The organism is Caulobacter sp. LARHSG274, from assembly GCF_052871235.1.
The window spans coordinates 1-15,542 of sequence record NZ_JBIXJO010000035.1; the positions used below are offsets into that span (position 1 = coordinate 1).

Annotated in this window: 15 protein-coding genes and 2 pseudogenes; 9 read left to right on the top strand and 8 right to left on the bottom strand. The window is 66.1% G+C overall.

Going from position 1 to position 15,542, the window contains the following annotated elements:
* From ACIPQB_RS25855 to ACIPQB_RS25865, 3 genes and pseudogenes are all read right to left on the bottom strand, one after another.
* A pseudogene (locus ACIPQB_RS25855) lies at positions 1-133 on the bottom strand (IS630 family transposase); the annotation flags it as partial.
* A gap of 151 nt (positions 134-284) precedes the next feature.
* Positions 285-1,415 (bottom strand): class I SAM-dependent methyltransferase, encoded by a 1,131-nt coding sequence (locus ACIPQB_RS25860; RefSeq protein ID WP_446488120.1) that lies wholly within the window; start codon positions 1,413-1,415, stop codon positions 285-287.
* 76 nt (positions 1,416-1,491) lie between these two features.
* A complete protein-coding gene (locus ACIPQB_RS25865) occupies positions 1,492-2,379 on the bottom strand; it encodes an SDR family oxidoreductase (protein ID WP_446488121.1) in 888 nt (295 codons plus the stop codon).
* Positions 2,380-2,658: 279 nt separating this feature from the next.
* Here ACIPQB_RS25865 and ACIPQB_RS25870 point away from each other — a divergent pair.
* Positions 2,659-3,423, top strand: a pseudogene (locus ACIPQB_RS25870) (IS5 family transposase).
* Positions 3,424-3,437: 14 nt separating this feature from the next.
* On the opposite strand, the gene ACIPQB_RS25875 reads toward ACIPQB_RS25870, so the two are convergent.
* Positions 3,438-3,659: a hypothetical protein gene (locus ACIPQB_RS25875; RefSeq protein WP_446488122.1), complete on the bottom strand. Its 222-nt coding sequence runs from the start codon at positions 3,657-3,659 to the stop codon at positions 3,438-3,440.
* 294 nt (positions 3,660-3,953) lie between these two features.
* Between ACIPQB_RS25875 and ACIPQB_RS25880 the strand changes: the two genes are divergently transcribed.
* Complete coding sequence (locus tag ACIPQB_RS25880) at positions 3,954-5,156, top strand: threonine ammonia-lyase (RefSeq protein WP_446488123.1); 1,203 nt, start codon at positions 3,954-3,956, stop codon at positions 5,154-5,156.
* A 38-nt stretch (positions 5,157-5,194) separates the two neighbouring features.
* On the opposite strand, the gene ACIPQB_RS25885 is transcribed toward ACIPQB_RS25880, so the two are convergent.
* Positions 5,195-6,151: a hypothetical protein gene (locus tag ACIPQB_RS25885; RefSeq protein WP_446488124.1), complete on the bottom strand. Its 957-nt coding sequence runs from the start codon at positions 6,149-6,151 to the stop codon at positions 5,195-5,197.
* Between the two features lie 160 nt (positions 6,152-6,311).
* Positions 6,312-7,181, bottom strand: a complete 870-nt coding sequence (locus tag ACIPQB_RS25890; protein ID WP_446488125.1) for a UTP--glucose-1-phosphate uridylyltransferase — start codon at positions 7,179-7,181, stop codon at positions 6,312-6,314.
* 200 nt (positions 7,182-7,381) lie between these two features.
* On the opposite strand from ACIPQB_RS25890, the gene ACIPQB_RS25895 reads away from it, so the two are divergent.
* Positions 7,382-7,903 carry an FKBP-type peptidyl-prolyl cis-trans isomerase gene (locus ACIPQB_RS25895; protein WP_446488126.1) on the top strand — a complete coding sequence of 174 codons (522 nt, stop codon included), beginning with the start codon at positions 7,382-7,384 and terminating at the stop codon, positions 7,901-7,903.
* Here ACIPQB_RS25895 and ACIPQB_RS25900 read toward each other — a convergent pair.
* Positions 7,900-8,532, bottom strand: coding sequence for a glutathione S-transferase N-terminal domain-containing protein (locus tag ACIPQB_RS25900; protein ID WP_446488127.1), 633 nt, complete (start codon positions 8,530-8,532; stop codon positions 7,900-7,902). The two genes, ACIPQB_RS25895 and ACIPQB_RS25900, sit on opposite strands and share 4 nt — an antisense overlap.
* A gap of 99 nt (positions 8,533-8,631) precedes the next feature.
* On the opposite strand from ACIPQB_RS25900, the gene argE reads away from it, so the two are divergent.
* Positions 8,632-9,810, top strand: coding sequence for an acetylornithine deacetylase (argE, locus tag ACIPQB_RS25905; protein WP_446488128.1), 1,179 nt, complete (start codon positions 8,632-8,634; stop codon positions 9,808-9,810).
* A 49-nt stretch (positions 9,811-9,859) separates the two neighbouring features.
* Here argE and ACIPQB_RS25910 read toward each other — a convergent pair whose 3' ends face one another.
* Positions 9,860-10,909 carry a glycosyltransferase family 2 protein gene (locus tag ACIPQB_RS25910; protein WP_446488129.1) on the bottom strand — a complete coding sequence of 350 codons (1,050 nt, stop codon included), beginning with the start codon at positions 10,907-10,909 and terminating at the stop codon, positions 9,860-9,862.
* A 34-nt stretch (positions 10,910-10,943) separates the two neighbouring features.
* Here ACIPQB_RS25910 and rfbC point away from each other — a divergent pair, with 34 nt between their 5' ends.
* The 5 genes from rfbC (at position 10,944) to rfbA (ending at position 15,311) form a co-directional block, all read left to right on the top strand.
* On the top strand, positions 10,944-11,516 hold the full coding sequence (gene rfbC, locus ACIPQB_RS25915; protein WP_446488133.1) for a dTDP-4-dehydrorhamnose 3,5-epimerase: 573 nt from the start codon (positions 10,944-10,946) through the stop codon (positions 11,514-11,516).
* Complete coding sequence (locus ACIPQB_RS25920) at positions 11,513-12,388, top strand: alpha/beta fold hydrolase (protein ID WP_446488130.1); 876 nt, start codon at positions 11,513-11,515, stop codon at positions 12,386-12,388. The genes rfbC and ACIPQB_RS25920 overlap by 4 nt, the downstream gene beginning before the upstream one ends.
* A 93-nt stretch (positions 12,389-12,481) precedes the next feature.
* On the top strand, positions 12,482-13,543 hold the full coding sequence (gene rfbB, locus ACIPQB_RS25925; protein WP_446488131.1) for a dTDP-glucose 4,6-dehydratase: 1,062 nt from the start codon (positions 12,482-12,484) through the stop codon (positions 13,541-13,543).
* 5 nt (positions 13,544-13,548) lie between these two features.
* Positions 13,549-14,436 carry a dTDP-4-dehydrorhamnose reductase gene (gene rfbD / locus ACIPQB_RS25930; protein ID WP_446488132.1) on the top strand — a complete coding sequence of 296 codons (888 nt, stop codon included), beginning with the start codon at positions 13,549-13,551 and terminating at the stop codon, positions 14,434-14,436.
* A gap of 8 nt (positions 14,437-14,444) precedes the next feature.
* Complete coding sequence (gene rfbA, locus ACIPQB_RS25935) at positions 14,445-15,311, top strand: glucose-1-phosphate thymidylyltransferase RfbA (protein WP_446488134.1); 867 nt, start codon at positions 14,445-14,447, stop codon at positions 15,309-15,311.
* Positions 15,312-15,542 lie beyond the last annotated feature (231 nt).

Genomic DNA, 15,542 nt, shown 5'->3' on the forward strand with positions numbered 1-15,542 from the left:
CCGCCAGCGCCACCCAGCGGATCGCCGACGATATGCTGACCTTGAACCGCGCCGCCGCCTGGCGGCGAGATGCGCCCGCCACGACTTCCGCCACGACCCGCTCGCGAAGACCCTTCGAATGCGCCGCGCCCATCCAAACCTCCCAAATCAGAAGGCCTCAAGGGACTCATGAGCCCACGACGAAGGGAATCCTCCCTCCGATCACAATCGATTCAACTCAACGGGCGAATGCTCTAGGCTTGGCCTAATCGAATCCCGCGGCACCGCGAAGCCCGCCCCGCGCTCTAGACGGAAGGGAAGTTCCGGCCCGGCTTGACATCCAGACCATCAATCCTGACACGATCGATCAGCAACCGATCCCCGGGCGCGCTCGTGAACAGGTCCATTTCGACGAAGCGCCTCAACGCGCCGGCGTCGGACGGCAGGTTCAGCCGTGTGGTCGTCAGCTGCGCAACGGTTCTACCCGGCGGGACGATCACCGAGAAGTCCTGTCCCAGGTCGTAGGCCTTCGGGCTGAGATTGGCGTCCCGGTCCAGGGCGCGCAAATGTAATTTGCCGCCCATCACGATCGATCGCGCCGTCTCGTTCCTGACGCTAACCTGCACCTTCCGGACAACCATCCCGGCGAAGTCGTTGAGCTGGAAACCCAGGACGTTGTGGTTCAGGAAAATCTGCCGGGGCTTGCGAATGACAACAAAGGCGGTGGAGGTGTCGATCCGGTTCAGAGCGTCGTCGATCTCGAAGACATAGCGGCCTTGGGAATCCGTCCCTGTTATCGCCAAGCGAGCGATCTCGACCCCCGGGTTCAACATCGCGAAGTCACGGCAACCATCGAGGACCTGATGTTGCTCGGCGTTGTCGACCACGAGAAAGCCGCCATGCCGAGCGTTGGCGTAGGACGCGAACAGGTCGTGCAGCACGCTGGGATAGCCGTGGTCGCCGTCGATCAGGATGACGTCGAACTCGGGTAGATGGGCGTTCGGGACCAGGAATTCGCAGGCGAATTTCGGCCAATAGGTCGTCATAGCCTGCAGGGCAGCTGGCCAGGTTCGCAGGATGTATGGAACCCGGTACTGGCCGTAGGGGTCGATGGTGTGCACTCGTCCGGACCCGGCTCCGAGGGTCGACGTGCTCAGGAAAAGGGTCGTGCCCGCGAAGAACGAGCCGATTTCCAGAACCGCCTTAGCGCGGGTCTCATAGATCAGCCAATGCAGGACTACCCGCTCGATGTTGGAGATGCAGGAATTCGGCGGCCAGACCTCAAGTTCCCGCGCCAGATCGCGAAAAACATCCGTTGCGCTCAAACGGCGCAACGATTCCACGAGCGATTCGCCGGGGGTCAGATAGCCTCTAATCGGGACCAGAACGCGGACGCCCTCCGCCCCGGCGTAGACCTTCGGCGGCTTTCCAAACATCCGAACCTCACGCTGGACGACAATTTGGGTCTCCCGTCAATGATATCGGCGAGCCGAGAAGGCAACAATCCTGTCTTCACAAGGCCTGGCCGCGAGCCCTAGACAGCTTCGCCGCCAAGGTCGACATCGGCGTGAAATCCCAACCGATCTCGCGCTGCAGTTTTTCGATATTCAGCGAAGTGTCGATGGGGCGCGGTTCGCTGAACGGTAAGTCCGCGAGACGACAAGCTTCGACATCGGCCGTCAATCCCGGATCGACGGCCGCCAATCGGGCCAGCAGCAGCCGCAACAGCGCCAAGCGCGTGAAGGCCTCCGGCCCGGCAACGTTGAAGAGACCCTTCGCCCCGACCTCGGCCAACTTCAGGGTCGCACCGGCGGCGTCGTCGGCGTCAAGTGGCGAAAGCACCTGGTCATAGGCGCAGCGCATAGCGGTGCCCTCCCGGACATTGCGCACCCATTCGCCGAGGATGTTCTGGGGTTCGATCTCGCCGCTAACCACCTTGGACAGGCGCACGACAATCCAGGGATCGCTTTGGTTCCGAAACCAGTCCTCGACGATCGCCTTCTGCCGGCCGTAGGCGGTGAGCGGGCGCGTGGTGTCGCTTTCCGTCCAGAAGCCACGATCGCCCGGGAAGACATAGTCGGTGGAGAAGAACACCGGCGTCAGCCCCTCGCGAAAACAGGTCTCGGCCGTGGCCTTGACGCTGTCAATGTTGAGCGCTGCAGTGGCGTTCCAGTCGCGCGCGCACAGTTCCGGATTGATTGCGCCATAGAGGATGAAGACATGGCGCAGGCCGGTTGGCAGGGATGGCAGGATTTCCGCGAAGCTCTGGCGTTTGGCGTCAAAGGCGACGCCGCTTGGCGTCGGCCGGGATGAGAACGTGCCCACGCCGTCCCGGCCAAGGCGCGAAACCAACCTTCTTCCGACGAATCCGGAAGCGCCGAGCACCACGGCCTTGACCATCGCATCCTCCCCAAGACCCCTTCGCCAAAACGGCGCGACCCTGCGAACAGCGCGATAGCACGCGATGCCGCGCCAAGCTAAGCCCGCCCGCCGGTAAAATCGGGGAATCTGCGGCGCGAGCTGCCAGGCCGAAGCCGACCAGTTCGGACCGTCTCCGTGCCGATGGGCTCGCGACGCCGCCAACCCGCGTCCGTTTCACGTCGTTCTAAGCCGTAGCGACGATTTAGGATTCCCGCCGGGACGAGGTTCTGAATTCAACGCTTCTCTTTGGAGGCGGCGTTGGAAGGCGAAGTTCTGCGGGACGATCAGTGGGCTCGGATCGAGCCGTTCGTGCCGGGCGGCCGCAAAGGCAAGCGCGGGCCGCGCAGCAATGGCCGGCTGTTCGTGCACGGGCTGCTGTGGATGGCGCGATCGGGCGGGCGGTGGCGCGACTTGCCGGAGCGGTTTGGGCCCTATCAGACCGTCAAGCGGCGCTACTATCGTTGGATCGAGATGGGCGTGCTCGATCGCCTGTTCGAAGCCGTGGCGGCCGAGCCCGACCTGGAGTGGGTCGTGCTGGACGCCACGGTCATTCGCGCCCACGCCCAAGCCGCCGGCGCGCGGCGAAAAAGGGAGGACCGGACGCCCTGGCGCTTGGCCGGTCTCGCGGTGGCTTCGGGACCAAGATCCACGTCTGCGTAGACGCCCTTGGCCTGTCTGGTCCGCATCATGTTGGGACCAGGCCAGCAGAACGACATGGCCCCAGTCTGCGATCTGATCGACGGCCTGGCCGCCCAGAACGTCCTGGTCGACAAGGCCTATGACGCCGATCGGCTCTACCGGAAGATCATCGCCCAGGGCGGCGACCCCGTCGTTCCGCCTCGCCGCAACCGCAAGCGACAGCACGCCTACGACGCGGCCCTCTACAGGAAGAGAAACCGCGTCGAGCGTTTCTTCAGCCGCATCAAGCACTTCAGGCGCATCGCCACGCGACACGACAAGCTGGCTTCGACCTTCAGGGGCTTCATCACCCTTGCCGCCATCATGCTCTGGTCAAATAGCTAAATGGTCACGGCCGCCTAGGCCTTGGATCCGACAGTCACCCTGCCTCCCGCCGCAGCCGACCGCGCCGCGATTTCCGCTTCGGCGACGATGGCGTCCATGGTCTCCACCACGTAGAAGACCGCGCCGCCCACCGTGTGGATGCAGGTCGCTCCCTGTTTAGTGCTCAGGGACGCGATCGCGTCCGTATTGATCCGCAACTGTTCCTTGTTGGTCTGGCAAAGAGCAATATAGGCCATGTAGATTTCCCCTCTTCAACATCATTCATACATAACGGCGCTAACCCGCTGCCGCGCATCGCCGCCGAAAATCCCTATTTCGGGACTTTCGCGTGCAGTGAACAGCCAGATGCCAGCGATATCATTGTTAAGTCTGTTGGCGCGTCAAGCGAAGAACATTATTTTTACGGGAAGCCGATAGCCTCTGAAGGGCGTTTGCCGATCCGGCGGTGTTTTGTTGGCGGGCACGGTTCCATCCGAGGGGGAAAGTGCCTAGGTTCGCCGCTTCCCGAGCCGCCCTCCCGTCCGGTGCCCATGAATTTGACTCTCGACTCCATCCGCGCCGCCGCCGACCGCCTCGCGGGTCACATCGAGCGCACGCCGTGCCGCTATTCCCGGACGCTGTCCAAGATCACCGGCGCGGAAGTGTGGGTGAAGTTCGAGAACCTGCAGTTCACCGCGGCCTACAAGGAGCGCGGCGCGCTCAACAAGCTGATGCTGCTGTCGGACGCCGAGAAGGCCAAGGGCGTCATCGCCGCCAGCGCCGGCAACCACGCCCAGGGCCTGGCCTATCACGGCGCCCGACTGGGGGTGCCGGTCACCATCGTCATGCCCAAGACCACGCCTTTCGTGAAGGTGCAGCACACCCGCGATTTCGGGGCCACCGTGGTCATCGAAGGCGAGACCTATGACGACGCCTCGGCCCATGCCCGCAAGCTCCAGGTCGAGCAGGGCCTGACCTTCGTCCATCCGTTCGATGACTACGACATCATGGCCGGCCAGGGCACCATCGCCCTGGAGATGCTGGAAGACGTGCCGGACCTGGAAATCCTGCCGGTGCCGATCGGCGGCGGCGGGCTGATCAGCGGCGTGGCGACGGCCGCGAAAGCCATCAAGCCCGACATCCGCATCATCGGCTGCGAGCCGGCCATGTACCCGTCCTTCACCGCCAAGATGCGCGGTGTCGCGGCCCATTGCGGCGGCCAGACCATCGCCGAGGGCGTGGCGGTCAAGACGGTCGGCGAGCTGACCTATGGCGTCGCCCGGCCGCTGATCGACGACGTGCTGCTGCTGGAGGAGCCGCACATCGAGCAGGCCGTGGCCCTGTACTGCAATGTCGAGAAGACCATCGCCGAAGGGGCTGGCGCGGCCTCGCTGGCCGCCCTGCTGGCCTATCCCGAGCGGTTCCGCGGCAAGAAGTGCGGCCTGATCCTTTGCGGCGGCAATATCGACACCCGGCTGCTGGCTTCGGTGCTGACCCGCGAACTGGTCCGCGCCCAGCGGTTGGTGTCCCTGCGCATCGTCGGCGACGACCGTCCGGGCCTGCTGTCGACCGTGGCCAATGTCATCGGCACGGCGGGGGCCAACATCATCGAGGTCAACCACAACCGCCTGGCCCTGGACGTGCCGGCCAAGGGCGCGGAGTTCGACATCACCATCGAGACCCGCGACGCCCAGCACACCCAGGAGGTCATGGACGCCCTGCGCGAGAAGGGTTATCCGCCGCGAGCCGTGTAACCCCCTACACCATGGGGAGGATGAGCCGCCGAGGGCGGCTACGCGGCCTTGGCCTTCGGCTTCAGGACCATTTTCGGGGTTTCAATGGCGATGGCGCGGCCCATCGCGACCAGCGTTTCCACGCTCCGGTCACCGGCTTGGACCTGTTTGACGATCGCCTCGACATCGACGTTGGCCTCGTGCCATTTAGGCTTTCCAGCAGCCAGATAGACATTGCCGACCGCCGTATCGATCACACCGTCGGTGGTGCTGTCGTCCAAGGCCAGACGGAAGGGCCGGTCGTGCTTCTTGCGGGTGACGAGCGTGATGCTGGTCTCTGGAATCGCAACGTCGAGCCAACCGTCGTCATGTTCCGGAACCTTATAGTCCCGATCGGCATAGCGACTTGAAACGTCGCTGCGGAACGAGCGATTGCCCAGGCCTCCATTGAACTGCAGCAGCCGGACATCGTAGTCATTGGCGTCGCAAAGACCGACCAGCAGGCTCGGATTATAATTGAAGAAGCCGTGATCCAGGAGCGTGATCGGAAGGACGTGAATCGCGTAGCCGCCCACCGCCATCGCGTCATGGATGACTTGAAGCGCATTGACCTGATTAAAGACGTGCTCGGTCGTTCCAAGATTGAACACTAGGTCAAATGACCCACGATCCTCCGGAGGCACAGACCGGCAGTTCAGATCGAAGATTTTAGTCTTGTAGCCAGGATAGATGTCATAAGAGCAGTAGGACATGCCCGCGCGCTCAAGCAAATCGCCCAGCCAAGCGCCATTCAGGCCGCCTATCTCCGGTGGAGTCTCGGAGCCGATCGAAAATAATCTTGCCCAAGCCTGAAGATCTTCCTCGTCATAAATATCGTTCTGTCGACGGATGAAGTTCACGGTCTCGACCGGATCGGCGCGATAGACGTTCTGGCAACCGACATCGAGGACGTTGGCCGCCTTCGGAATGTCTAGCAGCGCTAGAAAATGCTCCACCGATTCCAAGTTGATGGCCATGGCGTGCCTTCAGGATGCGAAGACAATGCTATCCAAAAGCAAAACGGATGCCAAGGCAGACGGTGCGGCGAAGCTGTCGGAAAAATAAGATCGTCGGCGACGACCGGCTCTCGGGCCAGGCGGACCAGAGCAGGGCGCTCCTTGCCGCCGCCGCTCTCGGTTAGGCCAATAACCCCTTGATCATCTCGCGCGCTGCCTCGCCCAAATCCGGACGCTTCAGGGCCAGGGCGACATTGGCGCGCAGCAGGCCGATCTTGTCGCCGCAGTCGTAGGTTTCACCCTCGTATTCCAGGGCGTGGAAGTCTTGGCTTTCCAACAGGCTCAGCATCGAGTCGGTCAGCTGGATCTCGCCGCCGGCGCCCTTGCCCTGCTTTTCCAGCAGGTCGAAGATTTCCGGCTGCAGGATGTAGCGGCCCGAGATGAACAGGTTCGAGGGCTCGGTCCCCTTCGGCGGCTTCTCGACCATGCCGGTCATGCGGTTCAGGCGGCCGTCCTGGCCGTCCAGGGCGACGATGCCGTACTGGTGGGCCATGCCCTCGGGGGCCGGCTCGACCACGACGATGTTGCCGCCCTTCTGGTCATAGGCCTCGATGGCCTGGGCCAGGGCCGGCTTGGACGCCGACATCACCATGTCGGGCAGCATCACTGCGAAGGGCTCGTCGCCGACGATGTCGCGGGCGCACCACACCGCGTGGCCCAGGCCCAGCGGGGCCATCTGGCGCACGAAGCTCATCTCGCCGGGCTTGGGCAGCTCGCCCAGCAACTCTTCCAGCAGAGCGGTCTTGCCCTTGGCCGCCAGCGCCGCCTCCAGTTCGACCTGGTGGTCGAAATAGTCCTCGATCGCCCCCTTATTGCGGCCGGTGACGAAGACGAAGTGCTCGATGCCCGCCGCGCGGCCTTCCTCGACGATGTAGGACAGGATCGGCCGGTCCACGACGTTGAGCAGCTCCTTCGGCGTCGTCTTGGTGCCGGGCAGGACCCGGGTGCCGAAACCGGCGACAGGGAGGACGGCTTTGCGGACGGGTTTCATGAAGGCCTCGTAAGCGGTCATTGTCTGGGGACGGTTTCTAGGGCCGGCCGCCGGGCCGCGCCACCCTTGTTCGATGACGGCCCGCCGCAAACCGCCCTCTGCCGCGAATCGACGCGGAACGGCCGTGTTGCGCCCGTGGATTCCGCGACGGTGCGAAATGGTCTAGCACGGAGGTTCAATCGTTCCGGAGCTTCGCCGTCATGGTCCGCGCCCCCCGTCTCATCCTCGTCGCCGTGGCCGCCCTGGGCGTGGTCCTGGCCCTGTCGGCCTGCGCGCCCAGCAAGAAGCAGCAGGAAAGCCTGGCCGCCGCCGAGGCCTTCCTGGCCCAGAACGCCAAGCAGCCGGGCGTGGTCACCCTGGCCGACGGCCTGCAGTACAAGGTCGTGCGCTCGGGTCCCGCCAGCGGCGCCAAGCCGAACCCGACCGACGAGGTCAAGGTCAATTACGAGGGCAAGCTGGTCGACGGCACGGTGTTCGACAGCTCCTACGAGCGCGGCTCCCCCGCCTCGTTCCCGCTGCAGGGCCTGGTCCCGGCCTGGAAGGAGGCGCTGGTGATGATGCGCCCCGGCGACGAATGGACCCTCTATGTGCCGCCGGCCCTGGGTTACGGCGCCGAGGACAAGGGCCCGATCCCCGGCAACAGCGTGATGATCTTCCGCATCGAGCTGATCGACGTGTTGCCGTCCAAGATCCAGGCCCCCAAGCAACGCCCGCCGGCCTAGACCTTCGGCACGGCCATGCCCCTGACCACCGCCGGGCGCTCGCCCACCGTCTTCAGCCAGCCGCGCACCGCGGGCAGGGGCGGGCGGTCCGGCTGGATCTTCTCCAGCGTCTCCAGCGCCGCCGCCGTCCAGGCATAGCTGGCGATGTCGGCGATCGAATAGGCCTCGCCGGCCAGGTAAGGAACCTTCTCCAGCCGCCCCTCCATCACTCCCAGCAGGCGGCGGACCTCGTCGCCGAACCGGTCGACGGCCAGTTCCAGCGGTTCGGGGGCGCGCAGGGCGAAATAGTTCAGCTGGCCGGCCATCGGGCCTAGCCCGCCCACCTGCCAGAAGGTCCATTCCAGCGCCGCCACCCGGGCGGGGCCGGAGGCCGCCAGCAGCCGGCCGGTCTTCTCGGCCAGATAGACCAGGATCGCCCCGCTCTCGAACACCGGCTGCGGGCCGCCGGGCGCGTCCTGGTCGACGATGGCCGGGATCTTGTTGTTGGGCGAGATCGCCAGGAAGTCGGGCGCGAACTGCTGGTTCTGGCCGATATCGACCGGATGGACGCGATAGGCCAGGCCCAACTCCTCAAGCATGATCGGGATCTTGCGGCCGTTGGGCGTGGTCCAGGTGTAGAGGTCGATCATCGCGCGTCTCCGTCCGCCCAACGCGCAGGGAACAACGCGCGATGGCCGTTGGCGTCGCCGACGGTAGGCGCGGGCGCGGGCGCGCGCTAGGGTCGGACCATGGCTTCTTCCTCCGAAACCCTCGCCGCCCGCGCCATCGACATCCTCGCCACGCTGGTCGCCTTCGACACCACCTCGCGGCTGTCCAACCTGGCCCTGATCGAATGGGTCGAAGCCTATCTGGCCGAGCTGGACGTCGCCTCGCGGCGGGTGCCTAACGCCGACGGGACCAAGAGCAACCTTCTGGCCAGCATCGGCCCGGCCGTCCCGGGCGGGGTGGTGCTGTCGGGCCATACCGACGTGGTGCCGGTCGACGGCCAGCCCTGGACCAGCGACCCGTTCGTCCTGACTGCCCGCGACGACCGCCTGTACGGCCGGGGGACCTGCGACATGAAGGGCTTCTTGGCCCTGGCCCTGGCCGCCGTGCCCGACCTGGCCGCCGCCAGGCTCGACCGCCCCGTCCACCTGGCCTTTTCCTATGACGAGGAGATCGGCTGCCTAGGCGCGCCCGACATGATCGCGGTGATCGCCAGCGAGCTGCCCCGCCCTGCCCTGGTAGTGGTCGGCGAGCCCACTGACATGGTCGCGGTGCGCGGCCACAAGGGCATCGCCAGCTTCCGCGTCACCGTCACCGGCCGCGAAGCCCATTCCAGCCTGACCCACCTGGGCGTCTCGGCCAACATGGTCGCCATCAAGCTGATGAGCCATCTGGTCGCGCTGTCCGAGCGGCTGGAGCGCGAGGCCGACCCGGAGTCGCCATTCGTTCCCAAGGGCGCGACCCTGACCGTCGGTCAGGTCAATGGCGGCACGGCGGTCAATATCCTGGCGCGCCAATGCGTGTTCATCTTCGACCTGCGCACCCCGGCCGGCCTGGAGCCCAAGGCCATACTGGCCGAGTTCTTCGCCCTGGCCGACCAGTTGGACGCCGAGGTCAAGGCCCGGGCCCCCGAGGGCGGGGTCGCGGTCGAGACCCGCTCCCTGACCCCCGCCTTCGCTCCCGAAGTCGACGGCGCGGCCGAGGCCTTCGCCCGCCGCATCGCCGGCGACAACGGCCCGCCGCGGGTGGTTCCCTACGCCGCCGAGGCCGGCCAGTTCCAGGGGGCGGGCTTCTCGACGGTGATCTGCGGCCCCGGCTCGATCGACCAGGCCCACCAACCCGACGAATATGTCGAGATCAGCCAGATCGAACGCGGCGCGGCCTTCATGCGTCGCCTGATCGAGGATCTTTCCCAAGCCTGACGGCCGAAAGGCGGCGCCGGTTCCGGCAACCGTCGTCTTGCAACAATCGCTACCGATCCAAGGGCCGGTAGCGGCGGATGACGATCCGCCGGCCGAAAAAGGCCACCGGATCGAGGGCCATGACCCGCAGGATGTCGAACGAGCCGGCCTTGCGGGCAGCCTGGATTTCGCGGCGCGAGGCCAGGATCGAATCGAGCTCCTGACGCGCCAGGGCGGCGCGGATGCCGCGCACCACCGGTCCAGCATCGCCCCGTCTCAGGTGGAGCAACAGCAGGCCGGCGGTGACAACGACATGCAAGGGCGCAGTCAGCCACAGGAGCAAGGGCGGCGTGTTCTTCAGGAACGTCCAGATGCGGTTACGCGAGCCATGGAAGATCGAGAAATCCGACCGCACCCCCGTGCTGGCCGAGCCGACATGCTCGACCCGCGCGTCGGGCAGCAGCAGGGTCGGCTCGCCGGCCAGCCGCAGGCGATAGCCCAGGTCGACGTCCTCGCAATAGCAGAAGAACCGCTCGTCAAAGCCGCCAAGGCCCCGGAACAGCTCGCGGTCGATCATCGCCGCCGCGCCGCAGGCCGAGAACACCTCGCCCTCGCGCAGGTTCGGCGGCAGGCGCCGGCGATAGCCGCCCCGGAACGGGATGCCGGCCGATGTCATCACGTCTCCGGCCCCGTCCATCAGGCCCGGGTCGTCAGCCACCATCTGCAGCGAGGTGAAGCAACGCACGTCGGGGTGGCGGATCGTCCCCGCCAACAGAGCCTCGAGCCAGTCGGCCCGCGGATAGGCGTCGGGATTAAGCAACACCATCCAGCGACCTCGCGCCTCGCGAGCCGCCAGATTGTTGCCAGCCGCGAAGCCGAGATTAGCGTCCGGTTGCAGGAAACGAATCGCCGAATCGGCGGCCGCGGCGGCCTGGGGGGCGCCGTCGCTCGACGCGTTGTCGACCAGCAGGATCTCGAAATCGCTGAAGGTCTGGGTCCTCAGGGCGGCCAGGCAGCGCTCCAGAGTGGGGCCGCTCTGGTACGATACGATGATCACGCTGACGAGCGGCCCGTTGTTCGGCGATGTGCCGCTCTTGCCATTACCGGTGGGGCGAGCCATGCGTGACGCACTCGTTTCTAAGAAGGTTCGACTCGTGAAAATCACGCCTATGGCGATTCCCGAGGTGCTGCTTATCACGCCGATGCGCCATGGCGACGAGCGGGGTTGGTTTTCCGAAACCTTCCGTCAGGCGGCCCTCGACGCCGCCGGCTTCACTGGCGGAGCCTTCGTACAGGACAATCATGCGCGCTCAACCGGACGCGGCGTACTGCGCGGGCTGCATTTCCAGAAACCTCCCCACGCCCAGGACAAGCTGATCCGATGCGTGCGGGGCGCGATCTTCGACGTCGCGGTCGATATCCGCCGAGGTTCATCGACCTTCGGCCAATGGGTCGGGGCTGAGCTATCGGCCGACAGCGGCGCCCAGATGCTGGTTCCGAAGGGCTTCGCTCACGGCTACTGCACCCTGAGCGACGACTGCGAAGTGATCTACAAGGTCACGGACTACTACGCGCCGGAGACCGAAGGCGCGCTGCGCTGGAACGATCCGGCCCTGGCGATCGCCTGGCCCTTGGCGGCCGACGAGATCACGACGAACGCGCGGGACGCCGCCGCGCCGTTGTTGGTCAACCTCGACACGCCGTTCGCCTATGAGATCGCCGCGTGAGCTTCACCGATCTGACCTGGAAATCACGGGACGGTCTTAGCCTGCATGCTCGCGACTACGCAGCGACCGGGCCGGTGAGCGGTCCGCCGGTGATCTGCATTCACGGCCTGACCCGCAACGCCCGTGATTTCGAGGATCTGGCCCCGCGCATCGCCGCCCTGGGCCGGCGGGTGCTGGCGGTCGACGTGCGCGGCCGAGGCCGGTCTGCCCGTGATCCCCAGCCGCTGAACTATCACCCCGGGACCTATGCAATGGACATCATCGCCCTGCTCGACGCCACAGGCGTCGAGCAGGCGGCGTTCATCGGAACCAGCATGGGCGGGATCATCGCCATGGTGCTGGCCTCGATCCGCCCGCAGGCCATCGCCGCGACCGTGCTCAATGACGTCGGTCCCGAACTGTCGCCCGTCGGCCTGGCCCGCATCGGCGGCTATGTCGGCGAAGTTCCGATCCTCGCCGATTGGGCGGCCGCCACGGCCTACGCCAAGGCGATCAACGGCGCGGCTTTTCCGCTCTACACGGACGCCGACTGGGCGATCTTCGCGCGGCGCCTTGTCGACCCCGCGCCCGACGGGACCCTGGCCCTGGCCTATGATCCCGCCATCGCCGAGCCGTTCAAGGCCGCGGATCCGCAGGCGCCGCCCGCCGACATGTACCCGCTGCTGCGCGCCCTGTCCGCCTGCGGGCCGCTGCTGCTGGTGCGCGGCGCGATCTCCGACCTGATCGATCCGGCGATCGTCGAGCGCATGCGCCTAGCTGCGCCCAACATGGCCTATGCCGAAGTCCCGGACGTCGGCCACGCACCGATGCTGACCGAACCGGAAGCATGGACGGCGATCGAACGCCTGCTGGTCGCGCCGACCGGCAAATGATATCCCGCCCAGGGCGTATTCTCGCCGAAAAACCTTCCGAGACAGCGTCGTCCCGGGAGCGCCCATGCGTCGGTCCGAAGGAATGAATAGAGCGTGAAGGTACTAGTCACCGGCGGCGCGGGCTTCATCGGGTCGGCGGTCTGCCGTCTGCTGATCGGCGAAACGGGCGATCAGGTCGTCAATGTCGACAAGCTCACCTATGCCGGCGACCTGAGATCGATCGCCGACGTCTCGAGCTCTCCCGACTATGTGTTCGTCCAGGCCGACGTCGCCGATCGCGCCGCCATCCAGGCGATCTTCGCGGCCCATCGTCCCGACGCCGTCGTGCACCTGGCCGCCGAATCCCACGTCGACCGTTCGATCTCCGGCGCTGGCCCGTTCGTCGAGACCAATATCGTCGGGACCTATGTGATGCTCGACTGCGCGCTGGACTACTGGCGCACCTTGGCCGGCGAGGCCAAGGCGGCCTTCCGCTTTGTCCACGTCTCCACCGACGAGGTCTATGGCAGCCTGGGCGCAGACGGCCTGTTCGCCGAAACCACGCCCTACGCGCCGACCTCGCCCTATTCGGCCTCCAAAGCCGCCGGCGATCATCTGGCCCTGGCCTGGTTTCATACCTATGGCCTGCCGGTCCTGGTCTCGAACTGTTCCAACAACTACGGGCCCTACCATTTCCCCGAGAAGCTGATTCCGCTGGTCATCCTCAACGGCCTGGATCGACGGCCCCTGCCGGTCTATGGCGACGGCGCCAACATCCGCGACTGGCTGTTCGTCGAGGACCACGCCCGCGCGCTGCGGCGGATCCTGGAAGCCGGACGGCCGGGTGAAAAATACAACGTCGGCGGCCGCAACGAGCGCAGCAATCTGCAGGTCGTGCAAACCATCTGCGACCTGTTGGATGAGATGGCCCCCAGCGCCGAGGGCTCGCACCGCGAGCTGATCACCTTCGTCGCCGACCGCCCCGGTCATGATCGCCGCTACGCGATCGACGCGGCCAAGCTGGAGACCGAGCTGGGCTGGCGGGCGCGCGAGACCTTCGAGACCGGCCTTCGCAAGACCATCGCATGGTACCTGGCCCGCGCCGACTGGTGGACGCCGTTGCGAAAGGCCTATGACGGCCGGCGCCTGGGCCTGCTGACCTCCAAGGCCGGCTGACCCCCATGCCCGGAACCATCCTGGTCTTCGGCCGCAACGGTCAGGTGGCGCGCGAACTGGCGCGACTGGGGAAGGCGACCGGACGCGCCATGACCTTCGCCGGACGTGACAGGCTGGACCTCGCCGACCTTGCCACGGTGGAGAGGCTGATCGCGGCGAGGACGCCCGACGCCGTGATCAACGCCGCGGCCTACACCGCCGTCGACCGGGCCGAACGCGAGCCGGGCGACGCCTTCGCCCTGAACCGCGATCTCCCCGCCGTCATCGCTGCCGCCTGCGCCGTCCGCGCCGTCCCGCTGATCCATTTTTCCACCGACTACGTCTTCGACGGAACCTCGCCGCGCCCCTATGTCGAGAGCGATCCGACCCATCCGATCGGCGTCTATGGCGCCAGCAAGCTGGCGGGCGAACAGGCGGTGACGGCGGCCGGCGGTCCGGCGATGATCCTGCGCACCTCGTGGGTCTACAGCGCCTACGGGACCAATTTCGTGAAGACCATGCTGGCCCTGGCCGCCCATCGCGCCGAGGTCAGCGTCGTCGCCGAGCAGATCGGCCGCCCTACCTGGGCGCGGGACTGCGCCGAGGCGGCCCTTGCGGCGATCGACGCCCTGGCCGGCGCGCCCGACCTGGCCGGCCTCTATCATCTCAGCGGAGCCGGCGACGCCAGCTGGGCCGACCTGGCGGCGGCGACATTCGCCGAATCGGCGCGGCGCGGCGGACCAACCGCCCAGGTGCGGCCGATCACCACCGCGGAATATCCCACCCCCGCCCGGCGTCCCGCCAATTCACGGCTGGACTGCGGCAAGATCGAAGCCGCAGGACTTTGGCGCCCGCGCCCCTGGCAAGAGAGCCTGGCGGCCTGCATGACCGAGATGGAGTTCCAATGTCCGTAAACGGCCCGATGAAAGGCATCGTCCTGGCCGGTGGATCCGGCACTCGGCTCCACCCCCTGACCCGGGCGATCTGCAAGCAGCTGCTGCCGATCTACGACAAGCCGATGGTCTACTACCCGATCACCACCCTGATGCTGGCGGGCATCCGCGAAATCCTGATCATCTCGACGCCCAAGGACCTGCCGCTGTTCAAGGACCTGCTCGGCGACGGCTCCGAATGGGGCGTGCGTTTCGACTATGCCGTCCAGGAAACCCCCCGCGGCCTCGCCGACGCCTTCATCCTCGGCGAAGCCTTCATCGGCGACGACAGATGCGCCCTGGTGCTGGGCGACAACCTCTATTTCGGTCACGGCCTGAGCGAAGCCCTGGCGCAGGCGTCGACGGTTCAGGATGGCGCGGTGGTCTTCGCCTATCACGTCAAGGATCCCGAACGGTACGGCGTGGTCGACTTCGACGCCGACGGCCGGGCGGTTTCGCTTGAGGAGAAGCCGCGGGTCCCGCGCTCAAACTGGGCGGTCACCGGACTCTATTTCTACGACCGGCAGGTGGTCGAGATGGCGCGTCACCTGCCGGTGTCGGTGCGGGGCGAGCTGGAGATCACCGACATCAACCGTCTCTATCTGGATCGGGGCCAGCTGTCGGTGAGCAAGCTGGGCCGCGGCTTCGCCTGGCTCGACACCGGCACCCATGACAGCCTGGTCGAGGCCACCGAATTCATCCGGGCCATCGAAAAGCGCCAAGGCCAGAAGATCGGCTGTCCGGAAGAGGTGGCCTTCAACAAGGGCTGGATCTCGGCTGATCAGCTCGCGGCGATGGGCGCGGCGATGGGCAAGACCGAGTATGGGCAGTATCTGATGGCCATGGCCGGAAGCTAGAGCATTCGCCCGTTGAGTTGAATCGATTGTGATCGGAGGGAGGATTCCCTTCGTCGTGGGATCATGAGTCCCTTGAGGCCTTCTGATTTGGGAGGTTTGGATGGGCGGCGCATTCGAAGGGTCTTCGCGAGCGGGTCGTGGCGGAAGTCGTGGCGGGCGCATCTCGCCGCCAGGCGGCGGCGCGGTTCAAGGTCAGCATATCGTCGGCGATCCGCTGGGTGGCGCTGGCGG